This window comes from Candidatus Flexifilum breve (assembly GCF_016713355.1).
Genome location: NZ_JADJPI010000007.1, coordinates 642,460 through 668,546, shown reverse-complemented (window position 1 = coordinate 668,546; position 26,087 = coordinate 642,460). Strand labels below are relative to the sequence as shown.

The window sequence follows — 26,087 nt, the reverse complement described above, 5'->3', positions numbered from 1 at the left end:
CCCCCCCCCCCCCCCCCCCCCCCCCCCCCCCCCCCCCCCCCCCCCCCCCCCCCCCCCCCCCCCCCCCCCCGCGCGGGCCCCCCCCCCCCCCCCCCCCCCCCCCCCCCCCCCCCCCCCCCCCCCCCCCCCCCCGCGCCCCCGCCCGCCCCCCGCCCCCCCCCCCCCCCCCCCCCCCCCCCCCCCCCCCCCCCCCCCCCCCCCCGCCCCCCCCCCCCCCCCACCCCCCCCCCCCCCCCCCCCCCCCCCCCCCCCGGGCCCCGCGCCCCCCCCCCCCCCCCCGGCGGGGGGGGGGAGGGCCCCCCCCCCCGCCCGGCGCCCCCCCCCGGGCGCGGGCCCCCCCCCCCCCCCCCCCCCCCCCCCCCCCCGGGCGCCCCCCCCCCCCCCCCCCCCCTCCCTCCCCCCCCCCCCCCCCCCTCCCCCCTCTTTCCCGCCCCCTCCCCCCCCCGGGGCCCCCCCCCCCCCCCGCGGCCGGGCCCCCCCCCCCCCCCCCGCCCCCGCGCCGGGGGCGCCGGGGGGGGGGGGGCGCCCCCCCCCCCCCCCCCCCCCCCCCCCCCCCCCCCCCCCCCCCGGCCGGCCCCCCGCCCCCCCCCCCCCCCCCCCCCCCCCCCCCCCCCCGCGGCCGGGCGGGGGCCCCCCGGGGCCCCCCCGGGCCCCCCCCCCCCCCCCCCCCCCCCCGCCGGGGGGGGGGCCCCCCCCCCCCCCCCCCCCCCCCCCCCCCCAACCCCGGGGGATTTTTTTTCTTTTTTTCCCCCCCCCCCCATTTTTTCCTTTTTAAACACCCTCATGTCTCCTCCTGAGCGGTTTGGCGGGCGATCACAATATGGGCGCAGATGCGAATGGAGCAACAAGCAGCTTAGCGCTAACTGACGTTCATTAGGCGGCTGTGCTTGAGGCGCTCAAATATGGCAGGGCTGAAATAGTTGAATGATGCATGGTGACAACGGAGGCCTAAAACTTCCGTTTACAATCCCCTTAATAGCTCAACAACCTGACTTTTTACAGTTAGTTCTCGTTACTTTAATCAGGATTTAATCCCTTTTCGTTAATTCCTTCATGATTCATCATGGATTTATGAATTATCATGATTTTGAGGGGTTTGCTTATTTGTAGACTTCGCTATACTCCTAATGTGAGGAAATAGAACTGTGAATATGCTAATTATGGAGAGACTGGTCGAGTTGGATACAAAATCTCGCTCCAAGGTCCGTCCCATCTACATTGGTATTTTTGCGACGTTGACTGTAGTTGGCATTTGGGATCTGTTCGTGTTTCGCGATGGCATCACCCGCGCCATTGCCGTTCTGGGATTGACAGCGGAGATTTGCGTCATGATTTGGTGGATGACGAAGCGTCAGCAACAGAAGTCGGTCACAGTTCGAAGCACTAAGCATTACCTGACTCGTCTGTACGGAACTGACTCACTACAGGAACGTCAGGCAATTATTGATGATATGGTCGCGCTTGACCTTCTGACGAACATTTCGATGAGTGGGTTGGATTTGTCTGATCTTGACCTCACCCATGCGAAACTCGATAAGAGCGATCTGAGTCTCGCAAAGTTTAAGGGTGTCCAGTTGAGTGAGACGAGTATGCGTGGAGTCAACTTGTCTTACGCCAGCCTGCTCTATTCAACTGTGCGGAACGTCAACCTTCAGAATGCTAACTTGGACGGCGCAAGTTTCAGAAGTTCGGATCTTTCCGGCAGCAAGCTGTCTGGAGCAAATTTGCGCGCTGCGTCACTCAATGATTGTAATCTCACGGGCGTCGACTTGCGCGCTGCAAATCTACGCCATGCCGATCTGCGCAATGCCACGCTAACCGATGCCGTCCTGACCAATGCAGATCTGCGTCATTGCATTTTACCCGATGGCTCGATCTGGTCGCCCGAAACCAATATGCGCCAGTTCACGCAGCGAGATCAAGCACTCGTTGAGCTCTTCTTCTCGAAGACACCGATTCAAAAACTCTTCAACATCAACCGGAAATAACGATTGAGCGCAAATTCTACTAAAACAGCCTGACGCCTGTTAGGCTGTTTTAGTTTTCGGCAGGTTACTTCCACGGATGATAGAGCAAGTCAAACCGCAGCAGTAGTGTGCCCAACGCTACATAATCCCCTTCATTGAGCACATAACTAGCACTTGATTTGAGCCGCTTCCCGTTCAAATAGGTGCCATTGGTGCTACCATTGTCACAGATGGTGACGCGGTTGTTTTGCAGTTGCAGAGTCGCATGAATTCGGGATACGCCGTAATCGTGAATGTTGAAAGGCGAAAAGTCTATAACCTTGCCGCGACTGGGAATCTGTGAAAAGCGCCCTAGTGTCACGTAGTCGGCCACTTCAAAGGCAATCTGGATATTGGTATCCACGATCGTCAGTGAGATGCGCCACGGCGGTTGGTCGCCTCTTGGCTCAGGAAGTTCAATCGGATCCATCCTTTGAGCATTCAGACGCGATAACTCTTTCGTCTGCAGATTGATCAACGCAGCCTGGGATGGCGGCGGTTGGATTTCATGGCTATTCTGGTTATCTTCATCTCGACTAGTACTTTGCATCATACATCCTCTCTGAAATCTACAAAGTATTATTTCGAATGACAAGCATTCATTTTCAGTTTTTGCACACAGACTTGCTTGGAGCCATGCGGTGTAGTGAACTGGGAATAGTTCGACCGAGTGAATCCAGTGGAACAGGTATGGAAATATTCAGGTTTGTACTGCTATTGAACAATTTGACATGTTCAGTTTGCAGAAAGCTAAAATGGACACATGGATTTTTGTTGTTAGATTTACCTTGACTAAAGTGTTTTTATTACCTTGCAATTTCTTGACATAAATCCTTGATCACACTTGAGTCTAGAGTAACAATTGTCATATTATGCCACATCAATCGAATCTAAAGCAAAGGTTAAGTATTTATACCAGGGATTTCTGTTAAATTGCGTTAATAATGTGAAGGGTTAGTTCGTCTAAGTGTCGTTCATCGGGATCACATATCGTCGACCAACTCACTAAGCGCTTTACGCCTAGTGAGTCTTAATCGATTCTCGCACAGAGACACACGGTTAAGCACTAGAGACACATTGAAGGTACACAACTGCATGGTGACGCACTACACGGCAACAGCGGCGGCTGCAAACTTCCTATCTGCAGCAGAGTTCCTGGTATTGTCCAAACGAACATTTGTCTGGCGTGAGGTATTGGAACGCTCGGGCGAAGTTGAGTGGATACAAAGCGAACTCGATCTATTCCCTCAACTGGTGGCAGTGTCATATGATATCGTGCTGCTGGACACCGTCGATCTCAATTCTGACTTGCTCGCGCTCATTCAAGAAATTCGGTTCCGCTCTCCAGAAACAGTCATCGCGCTGATTGTCCGACCTGGGGATCTGGAGTTTCATACGAAACTACTGGAAGCCGGTGTCAGTGACCTGGTTATGGAATCCATTACTGAAGAAAATTTCGCGTATCGCCTACAAGTACTCAAACTCCAAAAAGCAAAACTGGATGCTATACAGCGGCGTACGCATATGGTCCACACGGTGAGTATGCTCACCCAGCAGTTCCAATTGACCGAGCATCCCATGGTGTTTCTTGCTGATAGCATTGAAGCCCTGTGCCGAAATCTGGGATTATGTGGCACCGCTATCGTCATCAAACAAGATGACACGCTGAATCTGTATGCCGGGACAGTCACGGCGGATAATCGCCCACGCTTCCATGAGAGCCGCGCAAAGGTGCATCCGTACAATCCGCTCTCACAAGTTCTGCAATCCGGGGTTTCTATGCTGATCCCGGATGTATTGAAGCACCCCTACTACTCAGCTATACCGATCATCGATAACCCAGAGTCAGCACTGATCCTCCCACTGCGGCACAATGGTCAACTCATGGGGTCGCTCGCCCTGTTCGCGAAGAGTAATTTTTTCTCGACAGAAGATCTGGCGCCCTATGAGTTGATCGCGACGCATTTGGCTAAAGCCTATTTCAATGTGCGCCATAATTACGATCGCGAGTCTGATATTCATTCAACCCGCCAACTGGTACACGTTTGGCAAACCTTGTCGAAGTTCGACTCCGCTAAGGAAGTCTTGACTACGCTCTATGATCGCGTCAGCGAAATCAAGGACATCAAGCAAGTAGTCATCTGGTTGTTGAATCCCCAGTTGCAAAGCTTTGAGTTGACAGTTTATTCCACTGATTCCCAGATCGATGAGCTTATGCAGCAGCTCTTCGACGAAGGGGTGTTGGATCAGGTCATGGGTGAGCTCGACGCAACGATGGCTCCAGTCATCTTTCATGAGCGCGACGTGACGCAACCACGCTTAGCCGCATTGCTCAAACTGATGGGCGCGCAAAGCCTCACGTTGATTCCGATTGTGGGCGCGACACTGCTCGGTGGTATTTTCTTTACCACCTTCGATGAGAAGCGGCTCGCCGTCAACGACCTCAGTTTCTTAGAAAGCATCATGCACGCGGCAGGGCAGATCGTCGAACGCAACATGATCATCCACTCGCTGCAAGAACAGCAGAGCCGCCTGGAAAGCGTACTCCGGAGTATCCATGAAGGCATTTTCTTCGTGGATGGGCAAGGCGTGGTCAATCTGTGTAATCCACAGTTCACTGAGTTGTCGGGTATAGCACCATCCCAGATCGTTGGGAAGAACTTTATTAAACTACTCCGACTACTGGCCGACACCACCGAAACACCAGATAGCACATTCGAGCAGTTGACCGCCGCACTCGACCGTATGCTTATGCCCTCGCCCTCGAAGGACGAATACCCCGTGCTGGAGATGTGGCATGCGACACTGGAGTTCCCCTTTACAGTGGAATTCTCGCGGCTGGAAGTGAGCCCGGTTGAAGTCGGATGGATCGGGTATTTGCGCCGGCGAGAACAATCGACGGTGGCGTCGACTGCGCTCGCGATGACGGCCAGCAACGGGCTGCAAGAAGATTTGCTCGTCTACATGTTGGGGATCGAACATCAGTTGAGTCTGCTGACAGAGGGATATTCGCTCGTAAAGCCACAGCAGCATCTGCGCGAACTCGGCCGCACTGAGCAGAATTTGCACCAAGGCATACAACTCTGGAAAAATCTCCTAGAGATTGAGAAGTTTAATGCTAATCTCATCCAGCTAGAGCTTGAGGAAATCGATCCAACTGCCTTTATCGAAGCCAGTCTTAGTTCGCGGATCATGTCAAACTATCGGGGTCAGATCACGGTGGTTGCGAAACCCCCACGTCTGACGGCACAGCTTGATGCAAACTATATGGCACAAGCGCTGGACAACATCATCCGGTTTTTCCTGTATCATCGTCATGGTCAGGCCCCCATCACAATCAATATTGTTCCAGAGCATCACCATATCCTGATCAATTTTCACGAACGAACCGCCAACCTTGACGACGCCCAATTGGCATCCGTCTTCGATCTGTCCCAAGAAGGGTTAACGTTTACCGAACGCGCAGTGACGATCGCAATGAGTTTGGCGCGCCAAATCATCGAGGGGCATGGTGGCAGCATTCGCGTCGAACAACGGCGCAGTTGGGGTTTAGTCGTCGACATGATCGTACCGACGACTGGCGGTACAGATGAGGAGATCGGAGATCAGCTTGAGGTGACCGCCAAAGCGGCCAGCACAACTCATGGTCTGGATGTACTCATTCTCGAGTCTGAAAAACACTTGCTGGCTGAGCAGTATAGTGTGTTAACCGCCAACGCGAATGAACTGATGATGGAAACCGAGCTACAGGGGACGATCCGGACACTGAAACTCACGCATGTGGATGTAGTGATGCTGGAAGTCGCTAGCCCGCACATGAATATCTCGGCTGTGTGTCAGGCAATTCGCGCGCAGAGCAATACGCCGATTATCGTCATCGCGCTACCGGAGTTTGAGACGGCCTGCGTGCAAGCGCTCATGGAAGGAGCGGATGCATATCTCACCGTGCCCCTTGATCGCGATAAAGTGTTGGCGCAGATCAAAGCTATTGCCAAGCGCAAGGACATCAATGCCCGAACCGCCGCCCCCGTGCAAATTGGCGAACTGTATCTCGACCTCGCCCGCCGGCGCGTCTACCTGGGCAATACGTTGATCGACCTGACCGCAAAACAGTATGAAATTCTCAAAATGCTCGTGATGCATCGTGATCAGGTGCTGACATACCAAGAGATTCTGACTGGTGTTTGGGGGGCAGAGTATCGAGATGAGAAACAGTATCTGTGGGTAAATGTTAGCCGCTTACGGGGCAAGCTGGAACCCACAGCAGACAGCCCCCGCTATATCTATACACAGCAGGGGGTGGGCTACATCTTCCATGAGCCTTAGGGAGCGGTGATTTCCGAGTAAAGTGTGAGATTCGGGTAAGCGGCCAAAGCAGCAAACCAATACATCGATGTGGCAGGGACGCTGACGATGCGCTGCCCGCTAAATTGCCCGCTAATCGCCTGACCGGTGATTTCGAACACGGTGCCGGTCTCGCGATCCCACCATTCGACCGCGACTTCATCATAGACCAGCATGACGGGCGTACCATCTTCCAGCAAAGGCAGATGACTCGCGAGCACGGGTTCGCCACCGACCGTCTGGCGCAAAAGCAGAACATCGGTGTCACCAATGCGAACCGGTGTAATGCCATCGGCGAGCGCGTTGACGGGGAATACCGCAGTTTCATCACCCACAGTCACTACATAGACCTGATCCGCATAGCGCAGCTGACGATCGGCCTGAACGGTACGGGTTACCGGAAAGGCAAAGCGACCGAGGTTAACGCTGGTGCGATAATTGGCCGCCGGATTGTTGCGATAATCCACATAGTTGGCGCGCCGGGCGAGACTGACGGTGTTCGGATGAATAGCTTGCCAATCAAGCCACGGCATCACTACAAACGGCAGCAGTTCCAACTGTTGACCCGGCACGCTGCCAACAAGCTGTTGGCCGTTCAACTGCAGCCACTGAGACTCGGTCTGCAAGTCATACATCAGCGGGATGCTGCTGTAGTAAATGCCGGAGTTGCCAAATTCGAGGATTTGCCCGTCGCTGCGCCGCGAATAGATTGACGCATGGTTGGTATACATACTATACACAACGAGGATCGGTTCATTCCCGATAGTATCATTCACAAGGCCATGAAACAGCATGATTTGCAACGGATAAGCATACGCTTGGCCGCTGGCGTCACTATAGCCAATGACCAGGCTGTCCGGCTGAAGCCAAGTGCTCGCATTCGCTGCCGACTCATAGGCTACGGGTAGACAAACAGGCGCTTGAGCGCAGAACGGGCGCAGGCGGTTGCGCGCGCTGCGTAATACTTCGTCTGTCACCTGGGAATACGGAACCAGACGACTGCTGAAGTTGCTAAAGCTATCGACCATCAACTCGTCCAGAGCGATGATGGGAGTGAGCGGTATTTCCGTCGCAGGCGGCTCTTGCGCCAATACGGGCAGCGCTAACAACAGTCCGATCAGCAGCAGCATACAGAAAGCTAGGGTTCTCGAGCGCATTTCCATGGTTAGCCTGCCTATACCTGTTTTTTGGTGTTAGTGACTGCCCAACGATAAATCACAATCGCAAAGCAAGCCAGCATAAACAGGCCGAGCCCTACGAGAACTGACAAAGAATACGTGTCTGATACATTCGTCGTCCCCGGATCGCTCGAATCGAAGTCCAGCGGCAACGGAATTTCGGCGGACTCACGTCCCCGCAGCACATCCAGCGCCTGCGAGCCGTAGAGTTCACTGGGTTCGACATGCGTGTTTTCGCTGAATTCATTCCAACTGATGAGTCCGATAGCATCGGGATTTGAGTTCAAAGCTGTGTTGAGCTGGATGCGCAGCGTTTCGCCATCATTGCGCTCGACGACCGTCGTCCCCCCGATCATACGGGCGTCGAAACCTGGGGCGGCCGGTGCAATCCATAATCCGCCATTCTCGTGAATCGCCGCACCCATTTCGTCGAGTTTTTCCTGATAACGGGGATAGGTCGCCGGATTGACCGATGACCAGTAGTAAGCGTTGCCATCTATGAGATCGGCTAGACGATTATAGCCGTCCAGATTGCGTTCAGTCGCGAGCAGCAGCAGACGGTTACGAACTCGGTTGGATACGGCATTCACCTCGTCGCGGCTGAACTCCCACGTTCCGGACCAAATCACCACAGGCCGATCATAAGTTGCGAAAGCCGGATGCGCGGAATATTCTTCAATGAAATATTCAAGATCGCTTTCGATGCGCTCGATGGGCAGTGGGTTCCGTTCAAAATCGAGCCCCTGATAAATGATCCAGAGACGAAAGTCATGCGCGTCCGCCAGTTCGATTAAAAGCTCAAGCCGCGAATCCAACTGAAAGGTGCTCTTCCAGCTGACAATGAAACCATCAATGCCGGCAGCCTGCGCCCATTCGATATGCTGTTCCATGATGGCGCGGTCGTCACTGCTATAGCGACCTAACACAGGATAATCGGATTTCGCGCGATTCCAGGAGGTCACATCAAACCAGATGTAGTAATACGCCATCATCGGGATCGGGTCGATGGAGGCATCCTGAAGCACTGGACTACGCTCCGGTGACTGCCCTGCCACCATCGGGAGGCCAATGTTCAACACGGTCAGCGCCATTATCACAGCGACAATCTTTTGTAGTCGCGCCAACGCGGTCAATGCTTGATGCCTCATACTCATATGCTTAACTGCCCTTTGTGGTTCTACACCTGGTAACCGGAGTTTTGCCAACGTCTGCATTGCTTACGACGGTTTACGCCGGGCTTGCAGGCGGCGCGCCTGACTTGAAGCGATGCGCAGAGGCAGCTTCAGCAAAAATGGACGACCGTAGAACAAAAGTCCAAACCCGACAACCAAGCCGGCGACCACACCGACCGCCATATCTACGACCGTTAGCACCTTGAGATCCACGACCTGATTGCGGGTGAGGGCGGTCGGCGTCACCGAAGCCATACCGGCGGCCCCAACGACCTGCAGTTGGTAGGTCCCGCGACCCATCGGGCCAATTTCCAGTCGATTATCCGCATTGTACGGATAGCAAATCGTTTCGCCGGAAGGCAGCGTCACATTGATACCAGTGCCAACCGGAAAGTTGAACAGCGCGTCACGAGCCTGGATCACAGCATGGTAGAGCAGCAGTTGAATTTCCCAGACATCATTCGGATTGATATAGAACCGTTGTTGATATCGGTTCACGACATTTGATCCGTCGACGATTACTTCCTCGACTGAGTACTGGATCGTAGTCGCCTCCAAACCTTCGCGCCGCCGATTGATGCGCGTGGCCTGCAACCACCGGGTCTGACCATCTTCAAAAGTCAGGTGATCGCCCGCACTGCTGCGCAGTGTGATGGTATCAACACGATCTTCTTGCACCGGCTGATTGTCAAGATCATTGAAGGTCATGCTGATCAGGTGCTCAACTGTGTATCCCGCCTGCAGAACTTCATTACTGGTCAGTTCGACTTCCCGTTCATCAGTAAAAACCGAGTCTGACCAGCGCTGGAATTCGGCTCGCGTCGACCCATCCACCTGATTGTTCTCGATGGGCAGTGCGACCAAGGGATACGTTCCGGGCTGCGATACATAGGTGCGGACGACTCCATCGGTATCGGTTTCCAGCAGCGAACCATTGAACGAAAAGGGCATATTCGGAAGCGGCGGAATGGTTTGAATCGTCAATTCAATCGGATTGATGACTACCGACCGGGTAGCACTGACCGGTTCATAGGCCTCAGTACCGATAAAGTCCACTTGGACGTCATGCGTACCGACACTATACTCATTCCCTAAGCCGATGCTGGCTAGTCCATCTTCGTCGGTACGCGCGCGCCGCACCTGCACACCATCCACATAGACCACCAGCGGCAGATTGCCCAAGGCACGTCCCAGCGCGTTACTGATCTGGATGTCGACGACGATAGAACGGCCAACCGGAACCGCGGCCGCCGGGTGGATCACCAAGCGAGGCGGGTTGATTTGGGCCTCACGCACATCAAGCTGAGGAATAGCTTCAGCCAGACTGACCGTCGTTTGCCTGGAAACCGCCTGATAATCCGATGTTCCCGCGAAATCCACGCGAATAGTATGACTTCCGGCGCGGATGCGTCCGCCCAGCGCGATCAATGCATGGCCGTTATCATCAGTCAATACGAAGGCACGCAGTTCGCCGTCGACATAGGCTGACAGCGTCATATCGGCTAAAGGGTCGCCGCTAGCGCTCGTCAATACGGCCTCAACCGCCAACCCGAGCGTTGCTTGCTGGTCGAGAATCGGCGTCAACCACAGCGTGGAAGCGGAAAGCGGTGTCTCCTGTGCCTGCACCGTAGTGACCAACACCACCATCAGTGCCAAGCTTACAGCGATGAAGCGCAATACTTGTCGAATCATGCTTCCTCCCTGGGTGTGTCTGTAGCGGTCGGTTGTGTCTTTCGAGAACGCAGCTGCGCTAGCACAATGACCACGACCGTGGCGATGATCGCCATGCCGTAGAAGATGAAGATCACATCTCGCCGCGGACTCGGCGCGGTTTCGACTTCGCCGCGTTCAAACGGAACAAAAGCGGCTTCGCGCGGTGGCTGGGTGAAATCAAAAGCGCTGACGATACTATTGGCCTGCGCGTCACGATCGGCCAGCGGTTCTAAATTCCAGTTATCCTGAATGAACTTCAAAGCCGAGGTGTAGTCCGTCAGCGTGCTATCGATATGCCCCTGCCGGGCATAGGAACTCACCAAGAGCGCGGGAACGCGGAATCCATAGCCGAACTCGTCGACGCGCGGCGGGGGAACGTGATCGTACCAACCGCCCCAATCATCGTAGCTCCACAGGAACGCCGAAGATTCCCAATAGTCGCTTTGAATCAAACGCTGCAAGAGCGACCGCACAAAGCGCGCGCCTGAAACGACGTTGGACGGCGGATGTTCGCTCGGGCCAGAAGGCACCAAGAACGCGACACTGGGGAGGGTGCCATTGGCGAGATCGTCGTAATACTCATCCAGATTGACGATGCGGCTGTTGAGCACGGGATCATCCAGGAAGCGATCCATATTGAGTAGGGGAACCCAAATCACCTGTGACGCGCGGTTCATGGGATACAGGCTTGCCGTCCGATACGTCAAGCCGGGTTCATAGTTCTGGACGTAAAACTTCCAGCTGATGCCCTGTTCTTCCAGACGGTCGAAAATGGTCGGCGTGTTGTTGAGCAGAACTTGCATATCTTCATTAGCGTTGGCGACCACCGTCTGCCCTGCAACCCAGTACATGTGGTTGTCGAAGCTACCCCCATGCACCGAACTGAAGAAATTGTCGAACAGGACGTATTCGTCAGCGATATTCCAGTAATACGATAACGTTTCGCCATCGTAGTAACCCATCGCCAGTCGTCCATCCTGGGAACGCCGTTCCAACGCATAGACGAAACCGTTCATCAGCCCGTCATTGTATTGAACCGCATGCGTCTCTTCGCTGTGATCCGGATCATCCATTTCGACATCATTTTCGCCCAGTCGAAACGGTTCTACACAGCCTAACGACTCATCGTTGGGATCATACGGCATACACGTTCCTTCGGGGATGCCGTTAGCCCCGGGGTACGTACCGAAGTAGTTGTCAAACGAGTGATTCTCTTGCATCAAGAAGAGGAAGTGCTTAATCGGCGTATTGGTCGGTGGTTCAGCCGTCGGCTCATCATCTTGGGCCTGAAGGTGCACTCCATTTCCTAGCAGAAGGAGGAAGCAGACAACCAACAGGCGCAGCATAGAAAACATTCGCATGGCTTGAAACTTCATTACGGGTGAACCTCATAAACTATGATGACTGGTTTTTCGATGATCTCTCCATCGGCGGTGGTCACCTGAACCGTCTGCGTGTGGACAACACGCCCATGATAACGTTCGACGTACCATAGCAGTTTTTCTGAGAAAAAGGTTGACCGAGAAGCCGAAAAGGAATCCCAAACGATATACTGCAAATCCCCGGTTCGTAACTGAAAGTCCGGGTTCAGAACCGGATCGTACGATGGATTACGATGCAGCGGATTCGGGCTGACCGAAATTCCGAGCGCATCGTGATAGCCATACCATTTGATAATGTTCGCCATCGACGGTCCAATCGTCATGAACAAAGAATTCGCGGGAACATTCTCACGAATCCAAGTGCCCATTTCTCGGCCACCGGGGATGCCGCCCGAGCCCGCCAAAAACGTATCTGACTGCGTCGGCTGAATTTGCGCCCAACTCGTCATGAACAAAGAGGCCGCAATCACCAAAGCGATCGCCATACCCATCATAGGTTGTGGGAGGTTCAACTTCCCGAGCCGAAACGAGCGTCGAGGCAGTTGTGTGAGCGCACGCGCCGCTAACAGGATGATCGGCGCAGCGATGGGAAGCAGGTACTGAAAACCTTTGGTTGGCCACAGTTGAAAGAAGACGATCGGTACAATGATCCAGGTCAGCATCAAGCGTTCGCGCCAACCGCTAGAGCGGCGCAGCAGGATCAACCCGACAATGGCCGCGGCGATCACCAGCAGGCCAATCGCAGGGGGCACAACCGTAAGATAAAAGTCGGCGGTGTGGTTCGGTCTGCGAAAAAGCTGCCAGATAATGTAGTTTCCAGCCGTGCTCGTGCTGGTTGCCCCAGAGAATCGAATCGAAAGTGGAAATGGGCTCATCACAATCACCATTGCCACGACCGAAAAGATGATATCCCGCAAACGAATGCGAATTTCCGGCGAGAGGGCCAAGAAGGCATAGATCGAACCGACCATCAGAATGCCCGTCTCTTTGGCCAGAAAAGTCAGTCCCATCCCTGCCCCAGCAGCTACCAGCCATAAGGAACGCTGTGTTTCGTAATAGCGCACCATGAGATAGAGCGTGAGCGTAGCGCACAGCGTCATGGAACCATCTAGCAGAACTTGGCGGGTGACGACCACGTGATAGGGCATCACAGCTAGCAGCAGCGCGGAAATGAACCCGGCTCGACGACCATAGAGCCGACAGCCCATAATATACAGAATCAGAACCGTGAGAATGCCAATCGCGACCGAGACTAAACGTCCCAACCAGTCATAGGGGCCGAAGATTTTGAAAAAAACCGCCACAAGGAACTGGAAAAGCAGAGGGTGCGCGCGAAAGACAGGGAAAATCTCGGAGAGGACAGGAATCTGCGCGATCGAAGCGCCCTGACCAGCATAGACCGCTTCAGCGCTATTGTAGCCCAACGCATTGATGTTAACGAGACGAATGAATAGGGCTAGTATCAAGACGATAGACAGCGCCACCACATGCGCTAGCACTATTTTTCGCTGAGTAATGCGCCCCTGGTCTACAGTTTGATCGGTCACTGCTGGACCGAGGGAACGCTGAAGAACGAGGTCGATGAAGCTTTTAGAGGCTGATGCCATGTACGTTTGTGCGCTCTCAATCCGCAACAATTTCGTTTTAAGATGTTTGACTGATGTCAATAAGCGTGAAAGCAGCGGACAACCCACATTGTGGGTTGTCCGCTGCGGTTACTCGGAACTAATCACCGCTTTCCGTGTACTTGACATCCTGCTCGGTCAAGGCAGGACGAAACAGGCGATTGAGATCCTGGTCGCTCATAATCGGCTTCGTCTGCATCTGCTTGACGAGATACGGCAGGCGCTTGTACCAACCATAGCTCGAGCTGCGCAGGTGCGTCGCGGTAATGTTCTCAATGGCCGACTCGACGACGACACGTTCAGCCTTATGCAGATCCGAACCCTTCCAGTTGCTCAACTGATCGGCGATGGCCGGGTACGGCGGGAAGCCATAAGCATCTTCCGCGTTGGCGACGAGAATATTCGCCTTGTCGAGATCATTGATATTCGTTTCCATATCCGGCCCGCGTTCGATGAGTACAATGTGGGCGAGCTGCGCGCTCTTGGCATATTCCGTCCCCGGCACCAGTTCATCCACCATGTACTTGGGCGGTGGGACAAAGGCCTGCACAATCGCGCTCAAGGTGGCAGCCGGGAAGCCGTTCTCGCTCATCGCCATACCGACACGCCGTCCACCACGCGAGTGCAGGCGGCTCTGAACCTTCAGGAACAGGCGCTTCTTGAGCGGCAGGGGAGCAGCGCCGACAGCTTGCAGTGTATGCTGGCTGATCGTCAGCGGCTTCGGATAGTTGAAGACCTGACCATTCTCGCTGAAAATCGTCATATCGTCAGACAGGAAAAGCGCTTCTCCGGGATTATGCTGGAGCGTATACAGGATCGTCGTGGTCTTGCCAGTATCCGTCTGCGCAGTGATGAACAGGCTCTGCCCTTCGAAGGAGATGCTCGCCCCGTGCATCAGTGCGTAACCCTTGCGCACCAAGCCCCAGCGCATCAGCGGCTCGACCACATTAGTATACAACACATGTGGGGAAAACTTCACCAATTGTGATGCATAGACTTTGGAGACAGTATCTGAGCGGTTAATGACGATGCTGAAACCGAGCGCCTTGAACATCTCCTCGTAGACGATGGAGTCTTTCTCCTTATGCGCGGTGGGGTTCATCGCGATCATCACGTCGATGTCCGGATTTTCGACCGGCTTATCGGTCAGGAAGTACTTCAATTCAGGTAAACGCTGTTCCGAACGCACCTTCATAATGCCATGAATATCGTAGTACCACAGTTTTGCCTTAGGCATGGTTGTTGTTGTCCTTTCAGTACGCCAAATGAGATTGTCAGCCAGCAAATAACGGAGAACGGTCATGAACATGAGGGTCGAGACGTTGGCCACAACGTAATGAACTGCGAGACCCGACACCATCGCCGCGAGCAAGGGGCTGCGCAGCGCGAGTAGAATATTGTTGATGACAAAGAAGACACTGATACGCTGCACCAACGGTGCTTGCAGCCCGGTGCGCTGCTTAAAGACCCACTTTTCGGTCCACAGGAAGTTCCACAGGGTTGAACCCTGCGTCGCCAGAAGCGCGGAGACCAAATAGTGAATCTGCAGGTACTCAGTGAACAATGCCATGAGGGCCGTATTGACGACCAGGCCGGTCAAACCGACGACCAAGAACTGCAGAACCGGCGCGACCGCGGCAAAGCGCAGGCGGAAAATCTGCTTGAAGAGCAGCAGCATCTCAGAACTGTTCGCCTTGCTTTCACCCGAAAGCCGTTCGCCAAATTCAAACGGCATTTCGTCAACCTTGAGCTTAGGGTGCTTGCAGAGGATCTCAAGCAGAATCTTGAAGCCGTTCGGCTCAAGCTGATCGAGGTTGAGCTGACGCCGGTTGACGAGGAAAAACCCAGTCATCGGGTCACTTACATTGTGCAGGCTCTGCGGAAAGACGATGTGCGACACGACAGCGAGACTATACGAAATGAACTTACGATAGAGACTCAGCCCGTCGGTGCTGCCGCCCGGCGCCAGCCGACTGGCGATCATCACATCGAGATCCTGTTTCTGGATGCGGTCGAACAGCCCCGTAATCACCTCCGGCGGATGCTGCAAATCACCATCCATCACGACTACATAGTCGTTTTGAGCAGCTTTCAGCCCTTCGACCACAGCTTTGCCCAAACCGTTGCGGCGCTCCGGTGGGCGGGCAATCAACCGAACCTGAATTTCGGTCTCTTGATCTGCCAACTTCCGAATAACCTCTGGTGTATTATCCGTGCTGTCATCGACAAAGATGATTTCTGAGCATTGGGACTTGCAAGCTGCTCCAACGCGCTTCAGTAGTGTTGCGATGTTTCCCGACTCATTGCGGGTCGGGACCACAATTGAGAAGGACACGGGTCCGGCAAGGGGCAGAACCGATTGCTGGACAAAGGGAGTTGAAGTCCTCTGTAAGTTGTCCATTGTGTGTTTCCTTTGCTCATAAGTGCGGTCGTCGTTGCTCCGTACCGGAAAGCACGGAGTAGGGCTTGGGTTATCAGCGCAAGTCTTGAATTGTGTGATAAAAGGAATGAAATCTGAGTTACAGCGATAACCCAAATTGATAATCCAAATTATGAAGAAATCAGCTTACAATAAGCTAAAACTTTGTAATGACGGTTTTGAACAGCTGTTTTCCGCTCAAAACTCGCAGTTTTTCATTAAGAATTCGTCAAACAGCAGTCAAAGTGTGCTCTGAACCAGCGTTGGGGCTGCAAAAGTGTTTGCGATTCACTTTGCACAAATACGGTGCAAGATCCTAAGTTTGTAAAATGATGTTTGATTAGCACATGGGTTACGGTAGAAATACTCACTTAGACGACTGCTTGCCTTTACCTTATTTATAGATCTTTCAAGCTCATAGAACTTGCAGACGCACGCAATGATAATTACCAACTGGATTAATGAAAATGACACCTGAACTGAAACGCGCGCTAAAGCTGGCTGACCGTCATACTCAAACGCAACAGTACGCAGAAGCGCTCGCGGTACTGCGCCCTTTTCAGGATCACCCGGCGGTTGCCACCCGGATTAAAGTCCTAAAGCAGAAACGCGATCAGCGTACGAGGCGGCAATCGGCGCGCGGCCGAAAAACGTTGCTTGTGACCGTAATCCTCGCGGGTCTAGCTGTCGAGCTCGCAGTTGCCGCCTTCATTCTAGGTCGGGAAACAGCAAGACCAGCGATCACGCTGCCTACCTTGGCTTCGAATAACGACTTTCAGCCAGTCTCGACACTCGCAAACACGGGAGAAGCAACTGTTGCGGTTGCTTCTCCCGTGCCAACTATCGCTTCTCCTGTGCCAAATATTGCTTCTCCCGTGCCAACGGCTGTGGTCGAAAACCCAGCCGAGTCCAGCTTACAGGACGCCATCCTTCAGCAGCTTCTAGAACTGCCTCAAACTCGTCAAGTCTTCCTGATCGACGTCGACGAGTCTCCCGATGGCGCGCCCATTGTCTATCTTGAAATGAAATTACAGCCCGGTATGCTCAATGAAACCACGCTCGACGCTGTAGTCACTGTACTTGATGAAGCACTGGGATTCCCCACCTACAGTAATCTGGAAGTCATTTTGAGCGATGACGAATCTGTAGTCGACTTTATTTTTGACAGCCAAACCGGTACGTGGAGTCAAACAGTTCTTTCCGGTTCCGGTATCGCCACAGCCGCACCCTAAGCATAGATCCTGTGCTGTAACCAAACCGCCACTGTGGGATGCAGTGGCGGTTCGATTTAGGCTAACTTTTCAGTGATCTAGCAGTTCATCATGTCGCCGGTGTTTCTGTTGGCGTCGCGGTCGGCGTCTCCGTCGGTGTAGCGGTCGGAACCGGCGTTTCCGTCGGCGTCGCGGTCGGAACCGGCGTCTCCGTCGGCGTCGCGGTCGGAACCGGCGTTTCCGTCGGTGTTGCGGTCGCGGTCGGGGTCTCCGTCGGCGTAGCGCTCGCGGTCGGGGTCTCCGTCGGCGTAGCGCTCGCAGTCGGCGTTTCCGTCGGCGTAGCGGTCGCGGTCGGGGTCTCCGTCGGCGTAGCGCTCGCAGTCGGCGTTTCTGTCGGCGTAGCGGTGGCCGGCGGCACGTTGACCACAATGACGAGTTGCGGAACATTGGCTGATTCGCGGCTGCCGAAGCGAACCAACGTACTGTTATTCGCCGTTATCACCAAAGTGACATCCCCTGCCCCTGTCACTAATGAGCTGACATTGACGGTCGACCAGCTATTAGCTGACACACTCCCTGATTGGATCACGGTACCCGTGACCGCAGGGGCATTATTGGACGTAATCGTCAATTCATCCCACGCACTGCTTGATGTGCGAACGCCGTAACCCTGACCAGCCGGAGTCTGCGCAAAGAATTGCAGCATAACACTACTGATTGTGCCCGGTAACTGCGGCACGGTGAACTTCAAATACGAACTGATGAGGGGCGAGCCATCAATGTTCAATGTCGTCGCTTGCCCAAAATTCGTCCCCGCACTGGCAGCACTTACGTAGGCATCTGCTACAGCGTTGATCGTAATCGTCTGCTGAGCCGCCGGGGTTGTGCTGGTTGCGGTCGGCGTTGGGCTAAGCGTGGCCGTCGGCGTACTGGTTGCCGTAGCGGTTGCCGTAGGTGTTGGCGGGAGCGGCGTATTGGTCGCTGTTGCTGTATCCGTTGGCGTGGCCGTCGGGCCAAACGACGTAGCCGTAGCAGTCGGCGTAGCAGTCGGCGTAAAGGTATTGGTTGGTGGCAGTGGCGTATTCGTCGCCGTGGCAGTCGCGGTCGCAGTATTGGTCGCCGTCGGTTGAACGGAGCCAAACGTAATCACCAACTGTGGAGGATTTACGCTTTCGCGGCTTCCATAGCTGATCGCCGTGCTATCCAGTGACGTCAGAGCGAAGTTAAGGCTACTTGATGCCGTCACGTAAGACGTCACATCCACGCTTGTCCAGCCATTGGCCGAAACCGATCCGGATGAGCCAATCAAGGTGCCAGGTACGGGAGAATTGCTGTAATTCACGCCCGATTCGGTCCAATTGCCAGTCGTTGATTGAATCTGGTAGCCGATATTCGAACCCGTATTTGCGTAGATCCGCAAAGTGGCATTAATGATTGTTCCGTTGATGCCAGAGGTGTCGAACCGCAGGTAGCTGCGAAGCACGGACGGCGCGGCATCAGTTCTTAGAGTCGTAGTCGCGCCGTAATTCATCGTCACATTTGCCTGATTCACGTAAGCATCCGCAATCGGGCCCAGCGTGGACTGTGTCGTCCCCGGTGTTGGAGTCAACGTGGCCGTCGGTGAGTTGGCTGGCGTGGCAGATGATGTGGCCGTCGGCGTAGCGCTCGCGGTCGGGGTCTCCGTCGGTGTGTTGGAGGGCGTGGCGGTAGGCGCATTGCTGGCCGACAGTTGAATGACCAATTGCGGGGGATTGGCGCCTGTGCGACTGCTGTAATTGATATTCGTGTCGGCGTTGGCATTCATGAAGAAGTTGACTTCACCGGATGCCGAAATGACCGAGGTGACGTCGATAGTCGACCAAGTACCCGAAGTCGCCGACGAGCTTCCGATGGCAGCCCCGGCCGCCGGCGCGTTATTGTAAGTGATACCAGTTTCAGTCCATCCCCCGTTCGTAGCCTGTAACGTAAAGCCGCTCGGGGCAGTGCTGTTCGCGAAGACTCTGAAAGTCGCACTGGTAACAGGCGCCGGTAAGCTAGGCACGATAAAGCGGAGATACGTGTTGATATCGGGCGACAGATCGGTACGGATCGTTGTGCTATTTCCAAAGTTGGAGTTGCTTGACCCCGAAAGATTGGTGACGTAAGCATCCGCCACAGCAGTGAGCGTGAAAGTTGCTGTCAGCGGGGTGGTAATCTGTGACGAGTTCGAGGGCGAGGACTCATTACCGGCAAGATCAGTGGCTGTGACAGTATAGGTATAAGTCTGGCCAAGCTGTATGGAGAAGTCGGTGTAATTCAGGCTACCGGCGCTTGCAATCCCAATTTGGACGCCATTACGGTAGATGCGGTATCCCTGAAGCCCCACATTATCAAACGATGGTGACCAGTTAAGGTTGACATACCCAGCGTTTGTCGCCGTCAAGTTCACGGGGGCAGTCGGGGGCGTGGTGTCCACTAGATTCGCATTGCAGGCGATTGCACTCGAATCCAGAACAATACCCTGGTAGTTGATATATTGGAGATTCGCACCGTGTACGTTCAGTTCCATGCGCAGCGAACCAAGCGCAAAGGGAGATGTGTCGTAACCTACCAGCATCCGGGAAGCGTTGTTCACAAAATTCCGGATACCATGCCCACCACCGCCGGCGACAATATGCACTGCGCCATTCGGTGACACATTCCCGTTAGCATCGAGAGCCGCCCAGCGCTGATAAGTATGATCGTGACCGGCAAGGACGAGATCCACTCCATTGCTTGCAAGCAGCGGCCATAGGTTAGCCATAAAGGTGAAAACACCTTGGTCGCCATTGTTGAAGATTGGGTGGTGCATGTAGACAATCGTACATTCGGCAGTGTTGTTTTGTAGATCCTGCACTAACCACTGGTACTCAGCTTTGCCAGGGATAAGCTGGTTGTACTCACTCGTCGAGTTGAGCGCGATAAAGTGCCAACCGCCCGCATTGTAACTATAGTAGTTCGGGATATTGTCCCAATAACTAAAGTATCCCGGTGCGGCACCATTCTCGTACTCATGATTGCCCACAATTGGATTGGTGACATCGCGCAGTTGGCCGAAGTAAGTCGATGGGGTGCCGTACCAGTTAAGGAATTCGGTATATGTACCTTTGTCGTACACGTCACCAAGGTATAAGAAGAGGTCAGGATCCCAGCTCTCGATCATATCGGTGACTTGCGGCCATTCCCCACTGGCGCCGTCGCCCGTGGCGGCGACGATCAACGGTTGACCCGCTGCTGGACTTGGCGTGTGAATCGTAAAGGTATTGGAGTTGACCGGCGGGGTCGTAACACCGTTACTGAAGGTCAGGTTGATGTTGGTGAGCGCCGTCGCTCTGCCATCCCGCATGTCCGCCAGAACACCAAGTGTGTAGCTGCCGTCGACAAACTGATTTGTTGGGAGATTGAAACTGTACGGAGCCGCAAATTCCGAGAGTAGATACGCACCGTTTAAGTAGGTTATCAGGTTCGCAATACCCGTCGAACTGCCTGTGATCGTCGCAGTTAGGGTCACGGGGATCGTTCCGCTGACCGTGGCGTTATTAGCCGGCGCAGTAATACAAATTTGGACGATGTAGCTCGCCCCCGAAGGCATCGATGAATTGCAGAACGGGTCCGCCAATGCGGGCGTCACCGGACGCAACCAAATGATGATAGAGAGCAAAAGGACAATAACCTGTAGTCTTCGATTTTCCATTGATAGGCTCTCGCAACTGCTCATCCAAATTCGTATAGCGTATGGGACACAGCTGTTCCTGTGAAAATCACAAGATACAGTTGCACCCATTTATATAATGACATCAAGATCTTGCAGATAGCTTTCAGAAGGTGACTCTGAGTTTAAATGCGGAAAGCATAATTAGGTAGTATGCATCCATACACCCTCGACGCTTTCGGTGCATACAACCCAACTGGTTGACCTTCACCTCATGTGGTAAACCTAATACTCAGGTCTCTTTCGAAGGAGGTCAAGCCGGAGAAGATGATCCCTAGAGCGTGTTATGCTTCCATTAGAAGGATTATCCATGAGTCAACTTCGTATCTTACAATGGCGCGATGAATTTCCAATCCTCAACCAATGCACCTATCTGATTTCTAACTCACTTGGCGCGATGCCGCGCGCCGTCTACGCCAAGCTGCACGAATTCGCGGATACGTGGGCGACGCTCGGCGTGCGCGCGTGGGGTCAGGCTTATGAAGACAACCCGACGTGGTGGGAACTCAAGCGCGCGGTCGGCGATAAGATCGCGCCGCTGCTGGGCGCGCCCACCGGGAGCGTACTCGTCCACGAGAACGCCAGCATCGCCAACAGCATTCTGATCAACGCGCTCGATTTCAGCGACTCGCGGCGCACTAAGGTCGTGATCTGCGATCAGGACTTTCCATCGGACGTGTACAGCGTGACGCGCAACCTGCCACCGCACATGGAAGTCGTCATGATCCGCAGCCGCGACGGCATCACCATCGATACCGACGAACTGCTGGCGGCGATTGACGAGCGCACGCGCCTTGTCTCGCTCAGTCATGTGCTCTTCCGCAGCGCCTACATCATGCCGATGGCGGCGATCACGGCGAAAGCGCAGCAGGTCGGCGCGCAGGTGCTGTTCAACGGCTATCACAGCGTGGGCATCATCCCCGTCGATGTGACGGCGGCCAACGTCGATTTCTACGTGGGCGGCACGCTCAAATGGATGTGCGGCGGCCCCGGCGGGGTGTTCATGTACGTGCGCCCCGATCTGCTGCCGACGCTCCAGCCGCGCCTGACTGGGTGGTTCGCGCATCAGCGCCCGTTCGCTTTCGATGTGGATCAGTTTGTGCCGCGCGATGATGCGTACCGCCTCGCCAACGGCACGCCGGGGATCGCCTCGCTGTATGCGATTCAACCCGGCATCGATGTGATCACGCAGGTGGGCGTCGACAACATCCGCGCCAACTCGATCCGCCAGACGAGCAGGCTGATGGAACTGGCGGAACAGGCGGGCTACCAGATCAATACACCGCGAGAATCAGACACGAGAGCAGGTACAGTGACTCTCAACATGCCAAATTCGTATGCCATCAGCCGCGCGGTTCTGGCGCGAAACATCGTCATCGATTACCGTGAAGGAGCAGGGATTCGCATTGCGCCCCACTTCTACAACACGGATGACGAAGTGCGGCTAGCTATTGAGACCATTGGCGCAGTCATCGAAGACGGCAGTTGGCAACCGTACAGCCAAAACCGCTCATTCGTGACGTAACTGGGCAGGAAGACTATCCAGGGGTTTAGCTGTCCTCGTCCGTTTCCCCGTCGATGATGCCGTAGACGGCGTCGAGCAGGTCTTCCGCCCGTTCGAGCGCCTCCCACGCGGGTTCATCCTGCGACTGCATCAGATGGGTGGAGGCTTCGAGCAGCGCGGTCGCCGCCGCCGTGATCAGCGTGGCTACGTCCTGATATTCGTGTTCCACAATCAAGTTGTCGAGGGTTTGGGACGCCTGCCCCGTTAAGCTGATCGCCTGCTGCAAGAGGGTGACGACCTGGCTGGAAGTGTTCATACAATGAATCCTCATGTCGATGCCGAACATCGCCTGTTGTATCCCAACCCACACCGCCGCGCAAATGGAACAAAGTGAGCAGTACGCGCGTCTTAGGATAAGATACGAGACAAAAGTTAAAAGTAGAAAGTTAAAAGTAAAGCAGTCATCAATGCCACTTTCAACTTTTCCCTTTTAACTGAAGGCAATCAAGGAGGCTGAACATGCGTAAATTGGTGGTGCTGCTGGCGATCATGCTGCTGTCGGGCGTGATGCTGGTTCAGGGACAGGAGGGGGACGTGCAGCGCGATGGCGTCGCATTGGCGATTTACAATCAGGGGACGGCGCTGGTGCAGGATCGACGCACCTTCAGCTTGACCGAAGGCACGAATATCATCAACTTCACCGATGTGGCGTCCGGCATTGACGCGACCTCGGTCACGTTCCGCTCTCTGACCGACCCAACCGGGACGACCGTGCTGGAACAGAATTATGTATTTGATCTCGTGGACAGTACCGCGTTATTGCAGCGCTACCTCGACCAGACGATCAATGTGATTGCGACCGACGGCACGCAGTACACCGGGCAGCTCCTCAGCGGGCGCAACGGCGAGATCATTCTGCGCGAGGATGACGGTCAGGTGATCGTCGTCAGCCTGACGAACGTGCGCGATCTGCGCTTCCCCGACCTGCCCGGCGGACTGATCACGCGCCCGACGCTGCGCTGGCTGATCAACAGCGCGACCACGGGCGACCAGCAGGTGCAGCTCACCTACCTGACGAGCGGCATCAACTGGACGGCGGATTACAACGTGCTGCTGGCAACCGATAACAGCACGCTTGATCTCAACGGCTGGGTCACCCTGACCAACTACAGCGGCACGGCTTACACCGACGCGCAGGTCAAGCTGATCGCCGGGGATGTCAACCGCATCGCCGAACCCGAAGTCATGATGGATGGCATGCTGCGGATGGAAGCGCAAGCCGCCCCGGCCGCGGACGCGGTGGAGCAGCGCAGCTTCAACGAGTACCAACTGTATGAGATCGGACGCCCAGTGACGGTCGGCGCGAACGAGACCAAGCAGGTCGAATTCGTGGCGGGCGCCGAGATTCCGGCGCACACCTTCTACGTGTACAATGCGAGCATGCCCTTCTACGGCGGCGTGCTGATCGACCAGTACTACGGCAGCACGGGCATCACCGACGTGCAGAACTACCTCGAATTCACGACGGATGAAGACGGCGGTTTGGGCGCGGATCTCCCGGCAGGGCGCATCCGTGTGTATCAGGAAGATGTCGACGGCGCGGCGCTGCTGATCGGCGAGAACACCATCGACCACACGCCGGAAGGCGAAGACGTGCAGATCTACCTCGGCAACGCCTTTGACCTCGTGGGCGAACACATCCAGAAGGCGTACAACCTGATCGCCTCGAACGTGCTGGAAGAGACCTACGAGATTCACCTGCGTAACCGCAAGGACGAAGGCTCGGTCGAAATCCGCGTGCCGGAGCACCTGTTCCGCTGGTCGAACTGGGAGATTCTGAACTCGTCGCACCCGTACACGCAGACCGACTCGAACACGATTGAGTATCGTGTGGAAGTCCCGGCGCAGGGCGAAACGGTGATCACGTACACGGTGCGGTATACGTTCCCACGATAGGCTAACCTCACCCCCCGCTGCGAAAGACAGCCTCACCCCCCGGCCCCCTCTCCAAATGGAGAGGGGGAGCAAAACCTTCTCGTTTACGAGCGAGATTCAGGGTGAGGCCAGCTTTCGCCTCACCCCCCGGCCCCCTCTCCAAATGGAGAGGGGGAGCAAAACCTTCTCGTTTACGAGCGAGATTCAGGGTGAGGCCAGCTTTCGCCTCACCCCCCGGCCCCCTCTCCGAGCGGAGAGGGGGAGTCGTTTTCCTCAGCATACCGAGTTATAACCGTGATTAAGCCTGTATCCGCTCACGATCTGGATCAAGGAGGCTTACCATGCGGAAACTGATGCTGTTATTGGCGATCATGCTGCTCAGCAGCGTGATCCTCGCGCAGGGACAAGCAGGGGACGGACAGCGTGATGGCGTGGCGCTGACGATTTACAACGAAGGGACGGCGCTGGTGCAGGATCGGCGCACGTTCAACCTCACGAATGGCACGAATGTTATCAACTTCACCGATGTCGCCTCCGGCATCGATGCCACCTCCGTCACCTTCCGCTCGCTGACCGATCCGTTTGGCACCCGTGTTCTGGAACAAAACTATGTATTCGATCTCGTCGACAGCAGCGCCTTGCTCCAACGCTACCTCGACCAGACGATCACCGTGATCGCAACCGACGGCACGCAGTACAGCGGGCAGTTGCTGAGCGGGCGCAGTGGCGAGATCATTCTGCGGCAGGACGATGGACAAGTGATCGTCGTCAGCCTAACGAACGTGCGCGACCTGCGCTTTCCCGACCTGCCCGGCGGTTTGATCACGCGCCCGACGCTGCGCTGGTTGATCGACAGCACCACGGGCGGCGAACAGCAGTTACAGCTCACCTACCTGACGAGCGGAATGAACTGGACGGCGGACTACAACTTTCTGCTGGCAAGCGACGAGCAGGCGCTGGATGTCAACGGGTGGGTCACGCTGACCAACTACAGCGGCACGAGCTACACCGATGCGCTCGTCAAGCTGATCGCCGGGGATGTCAACCGGATTGAACCGATCGCCGCCCCATATCCTGGCCCCTCGCCAACCCCAACAGCGCTTCCAATTACAGGCGGGGGCGGCGGCGTGGTGCAGCGGGAGTTCAGCGAGTACCAATTGTATGAAATCGCGCATCCGGTGACCGTCGGCGCGAACGAGACCAAGCAGGTTGAATTCATCACCGGCGCGGGTATCCCGGCGCATACCTTCTACGTGTACGAGTCGAGCTACCGGTTCTATGGCACGATGATGGCCGACCAGTCCTATGGCAGCAGGGGCATCACCGATGTGCAGACCTATCTGGAGTTCACAACCGAGGCCGACGGCGGTCTGGGCGCGGATCTCCCGGCGGGGCGCGTGCGCGTGTATCAGGAAGATGTCGACGGCGCAGCGCTGCTCATCGGCGAGAACGTGATCGACCACACGCCGCAGGGTGAAGCTGTGCAGATCTACCTCGGCAATGCCTTTGACCTCGTGGGCGAACGCGTTCAGACAAACTACAACCGCATTTCACAGACCGTGCTGGAAGAGACCTACGAGCTTCACCTGCGCAACCGCAAGGACGAAGGCTCGGTGGAAATCCGCGTGCCGGAGCACCTGTTCCGCTGGTCGAACTGGACGATCACGGGCTCAACCCATCCCTACACGCAGACCGACGCGAACACAATTGAGTACCGCGTCGCCGTCCCCGCGCAAGGCGAAACCGTGATCGCGTACACCGTCCGGTATACCTTCCCGCAGTAGCTGTAGCTACAGCAGGAACGAGCCTCGTTGTTGAAGCAGCATGATTTTGAAACTTTGTATAATCAGAGAGTAGTAATCCTACTC

At 55.5% G+C, this 26,087-nt stretch carries 15 protein-coding genes; 6 read left to right on the top strand and 9 right to left on the bottom strand.

All coding sequences use genetic code 11. The features are described from left to right. Positions 1-1,151 precede the first annotated feature (1,151 nt). Positions 1,152-1,988: a pentapeptide repeat-containing protein gene (locus IPK17_RS08445; RefSeq protein WP_343417295.1), complete on the top strand. Its 837-nt coding sequence runs from the start codon at positions 1,152-1,154 to the stop codon at positions 1,986-1,988. Between the two features lie 64 nt (positions 1,989-2,052). Here the strand turns inward: IPK17_RS08445 and IPK17_RS08440 are convergent, their stop codons facing one another. Continuing rightward, a complete protein-coding gene (locus IPK17_RS08440) occupies positions 2,053-2,559 on the bottom strand; it encodes an FHA domain-containing protein (protein ID WP_343417245.1) in 507 nt (168 codons plus the stop codon). 542 nt (positions 2,560-3,101) lie between these two features. Between IPK17_RS08440 and IPK17_RS08435 the strand changes: the two genes are divergently transcribed. Continuing rightward, the gene (locus IPK17_RS08435) at positions 3,102-6,332 is read left to right on the top strand and encodes a winged helix-turn-helix domain-containing protein (RefSeq protein WP_343417244.1); all 3,231 of its coding nucleotides are present in this window, start codon (positions 3,102-3,104) and stop codon (positions 6,330-6,332) included. Here IPK17_RS08435 and IPK17_RS08430 read toward each other — a convergent pair. The 6 genes from IPK17_RS08430 to IPK17_RS08405 all read right to left on the bottom strand — a co-directional run bounded on the left by IPK17_RS08430 (position 6,329) and on the right by IPK17_RS08405 (position 15,821). Beyond that, positions 6,329-7,480, bottom strand: coding sequence for a DUF3179 domain-containing (seleno)protein (locus tag IPK17_RS08430; protein ID WP_343417243.1), 1,152 nt, complete (start codon positions 7,478-7,480; stop codon positions 6,329-6,331). The two genes, IPK17_RS08435 and IPK17_RS08430, sit on opposite strands and share 4 nt — an antisense overlap. Before the next feature lie 44 nt (positions 7,481-7,524). Next, entirely contained in the window at positions 7,525-8,661 is a 1,137-nt protein-coding gene (locus IPK17_RS08425) for an endo-1,3-alpha-glucanase family glycosylhydrolase (RefSeq protein ID WP_343417242.1), read from the bottom strand. Positions 8,662-8,745: 84 nt separating this feature from the next. After that, positions 8,746-10,392 (bottom strand): hypothetical protein, encoded by a 1,647-nt coding sequence (locus tag IPK17_RS08420; RefSeq protein WP_343417241.1) that lies wholly within the window; start codon positions 10,390-10,392, stop codon positions 8,746-8,748. Next, the gene (locus IPK17_RS08415) at positions 10,389-11,711 is read right to left on the bottom strand and encodes an alkaline phosphatase family protein (RefSeq protein ID WP_343417240.1); all 1,323 of its coding nucleotides are present in this window, start codon (positions 11,709-11,711) and stop codon (positions 10,389-10,391) included. Before IPK17_RS08415 ends, IPK17_RS08420 begins: the two co-directional genes overlap by 4 nt. A 77-nt stretch (positions 11,712-11,788) precedes the next feature. Further along, positions 11,789-13,402: an ArnT family glycosyltransferase gene (locus IPK17_RS08410; protein WP_343417239.1), complete on the bottom strand. Its 1,614-nt coding sequence runs from the start codon at positions 13,400-13,402 to the stop codon at positions 11,789-11,791. A gap of 118 nt (positions 13,403-13,520) precedes the next feature. Beyond that, on the bottom strand, positions 13,521-15,821 hold the full coding sequence (locus tag IPK17_RS08405) for a glycosyltransferase (RefSeq protein ID WP_343417238.1): 2,301 nt from the start codon (positions 15,819-15,821) through the stop codon (positions 13,521-13,523). 485 nt (positions 15,822-16,306) lie between these two features. Here IPK17_RS08405 and IPK17_RS08400 point away from each other — a divergent pair, with 485 nt between their 5' ends. Beyond that, the gene (locus IPK17_RS08400; protein ID WP_343417237.1) at positions 16,307-17,071 is read left to right on the top strand and encodes a hypothetical protein; all 765 of its coding nucleotides are present in this window, start codon (positions 16,307-16,309) and stop codon (positions 17,069-17,071) included. Positions 17,072-17,159: 88 nt separating this feature from the next. Here the strand turns inward: IPK17_RS08400 and IPK17_RS08395 are convergent, their stop codons facing one another. Further along, complete coding sequence (locus IPK17_RS08395; RefSeq protein ID WP_343417236.1) at positions 17,160-20,729, bottom strand: CBM96 family carbohydrate-binding protein; 3,570 nt, start codon at positions 20,727-20,729, stop codon at positions 17,160-17,162. 361 nt (positions 20,730-21,090) lie between these two features. On the opposite strand from IPK17_RS08395, the gene IPK17_RS08390 reads away from it, so the two are divergent. Beyond that, the gene (locus tag IPK17_RS08390) at positions 21,091-22,305 is read left to right on the top strand and encodes an aminotransferase class V-fold PLP-dependent enzyme (protein ID WP_343417235.1); all 1,215 of its coding nucleotides are present in this window, start codon (positions 21,091-21,093) and stop codon (positions 22,303-22,305) included. A gap of 25 nt (positions 22,306-22,330) precedes the next feature. Here the strand turns inward: IPK17_RS08390 and IPK17_RS08385 are convergent, their stop codons facing one another. Then, a complete protein-coding gene (locus IPK17_RS08385) occupies positions 22,331-22,600 on the bottom strand; it encodes a hypothetical protein (protein WP_343417234.1) in 270 nt (89 codons plus the stop codon). Between the two features lie 203 nt (positions 22,601-22,803). On the opposite strand from IPK17_RS08385, the gene IPK17_RS08380 reads away from it, so the two are divergent. Beyond that, positions 22,804-24,240, top strand: a complete 1,437-nt coding sequence (locus tag IPK17_RS08380; protein WP_343417233.1) for a DUF4139 domain-containing protein — start codon at positions 22,804-22,806, stop codon at positions 24,238-24,240. 320 nt (positions 24,241-24,560) lie between these two features. Further along, on the top strand, positions 24,561-26,003 hold the full coding sequence (locus IPK17_RS08375) for a DUF4139 domain-containing protein (RefSeq protein WP_343417232.1): 1,443 nt from the start codon (positions 24,561-24,563) through the stop codon (positions 26,001-26,003). Positions 26,004-26,087 lie beyond the last annotated feature (84 nt).

Coding starts and splice junctions, on each gene's coding strand:
- IPK17_RS08445 (WP_343417295.1), top strand. CDS start 1,152: ATGCTAATTATGGAGAGACTGGTCGAGTTGGATACAAAATCTCGCTCC.
- IPK17_RS08440 (WP_343417245.1), bottom strand. CDS start 2,559: ATGATGCAAAGTACTAGTCGAGATGAAGATAACCAGAATAGCCATGAA.
- IPK17_RS08435 (WP_343417244.1), top strand. CDS start 3,102: ATGGTGACGCACTACACGGCAACAGCGGCGGCTGCAAACTTCCTATCT.
- IPK17_RS08430 (WP_343417243.1), bottom strand. CDS start 7,480: ATGCTGCTGCTGATCGGACTGTTGTTAGCGCTGCCCGTATTGGCGCAA.
- IPK17_RS08420 (WP_343417241.1), bottom strand. CDS start 10,392: ATGATTCGACAAGTATTGCGCTTCATCGCTGTAAGCTTGGCACTGATG.
- IPK17_RS08410 (WP_343417239.1), bottom strand. CDS start 13,402: ATGGCATCAGCCTCTAAAAGCTTCATCGACCTCGTTCTTCAGCGTTCC.
- IPK17_RS08405 (WP_343417238.1), bottom strand. CDS start 15,821: ATGGACAACTTACAGAGGACTTCAACTCCCTTTGTCCAGCAATCGGTT.
- IPK17_RS08400 (WP_343417237.1), top strand. CDS start 16,307: ATGACACCTGAACTGAAACGCGCGCTAAAGCTGGCTGACCGTCATACT.
- IPK17_RS08390 (WP_343417235.1), top strand. CDS start 21,091: ATGAGTCAACTTCGTATCTTACAATGGCGCGATGAATTTCCAATCCTC.
- IPK17_RS08385 (WP_343417234.1), bottom strand. CDS start 22,600: ATGAACACTTCCAGCCAGGTCGTCACCCTCTTGCAGCAGGCGATCAGC.
- IPK17_RS08380 (WP_343417233.1), top strand. CDS start 22,804: ATGCGTAAATTGGTGGTGCTGCTGGCGATCATGCTGCTGTCGGGCGTG.
- IPK17_RS08375 (WP_343417232.1), top strand. CDS start 24,561: ATGCGGAAACTGATGCTGTTATTGGCGATCATGCTGCTCAGCAGCGTG.